The following is a 1,081-nucleotide window of genomic DNA, read 5'->3' on the forward strand; positions in this document are numbered from 1 at the left end:
GTAGTGTTGCACTTAATTTGACAATTCAAGATTTTAATAAATTCTTGCGAAGAAATGTCCGAGTATTTAATGAGAAGCAGATAATTTTCAATCCATTTTTCGAATAAACCACGTGCGGGATGAACGGATTTTGGAGTTAGAAAGTGAACTTCAATATCGAGCTGAATATAGGAGTTACACAAATTCATGAAGTTTTGACAAAATATTTTTTCATCATCATATTTAAGCGGATGGATTTTTCGCAAGTTCAATTGCGATTCCAAAGTTTCCGTTGAAATAAATTTGACGAGGATGTCAACATCAACATCGTTAAGTGGATAATCTGGTTGCGCGTTTCTATTAGGCATGAGCTTGTTACGGATATCAAAGTAAGTGTCAATGATCATTTCAGAATAAGCCGAAAAAAGATTATTCCAACTTGTCCTAGATACATCGATTATAAGTGAGTTTCTTCTTATGTAGTTATATATATCGTAAATCAAGAACCGAAGTGCCTCTAATTGCCCATGCTTTCCTGAATATCCGGAAATAAATGAAAAGTAGAAATGATTTTCCATATAGTTCTTTTGATGTAAATGAACTAATTGCTCGATGGTTTGATCATTGATTTTAACAGAGTTAGTATTTCCGAGAAGAATAATTCTTAACGTATTTGATTCTAATTGTTGCAGTTGAGACTCATCGCGGAAGATTCTTTCTTTGCTTGAGTTAAAACTACTGCCAGCGAGAGTGAGATTCGCATACTTTATCAATGACTGTAGATAGTGCTTTCTTTTATCTATCGACAATTTTGATAGAATGGCAACTGACTTCTTAGGGAAGAAGAGATAACTCGTGTAAGCGATAGTTAACTTATCGGAAATAGAGGCATCCTCGGTATCTGAAGTAGACATCTTGTAAATGCTGAAATAATGGTTTTGACGCATAAGTAAATCTACTTTGTTTGAGGTCATCTCTGGAAGTTTAAAGGAAGTTGCCTTATTTGATTTTGAGTTGGTAGAAATTATTTCAGTAATGGAGGACTTTTCTAAAATTGAATTAATGAGATTTAAACTAGGGTCCGTCTGAAAACTTTATTTCA

Annotated in this window: 1 protein-coding gene; it reads right to left on the reverse strand. The window is 33.6% G+C overall.

Features of this window, described 5'->3' with window-relative positions:
* The coding region (locus FD47_RS14570) for a hypothetical protein (protein WP_156404172.1) at nt 1–926 on the reverse strand (926 nt) is incomplete at its 3' end.
* Nucleotides 927–1,081: the final 155 nt, after the last annotated feature.

The organism is Lentilactobacillus parafarraginis DSM 18390 = JCM 14109 (assembly GCF_001435895.1).
Classification (GTDB): Bacteria; Bacillota; Bacilli; order Lactobacillales; family Lactobacillaceae; genus Lentilactobacillus; species Lentilactobacillus parafarraginis.